The 230-nt window shown below is 43.9% G+C and carries 1 protein-coding gene; it reads left to right on the top strand.

The features are described 5' to 3' along the window. Positions 1 to 120: 120 nt before the first annotated feature. Positions 121 to 230 (top strand): hypothetical protein (locus KVT28_RS28080; protein ID WP_254633687.1); only part of this gene is annotated, 110 nt, incomplete at its 3' end.

Raw genomic sequence — 230 nt, 5'->3', positions numbered from 1 at the left:
CGCCTGAAATACGGAATTCGCGCACGTTAACAACCTGGCACGCTTTCTGCTAACAGGTATATAACCAAATAAGCAGTTCAAAATGATCATTTTTTAATAAAGTTATATAGTAAAAGCATAATGGCCGATTCCGCGAACGATAAAATTAATGTCTTCTGGTTTTTACCGACACACGGTGATGGACGCTATCTCGGCACCACGCAAGGCGGACGCCCCGTCGGTTTACCCTA

The sequence above is a fragment of the Pantoea sp. GbtcB22 genome (genome assembly GCF_019091025.1).
Classification (GTDB): domain Bacteria; phylum Pseudomonadota; class Gammaproteobacteria; order Enterobacterales; family Enterobacteriaceae; genus Pantoea; species Pantoea leporis.
Note: the sequence above shows the minus strand (reverse complement) of the source record. Positions and strands in the feature narration are given on the sequence as shown.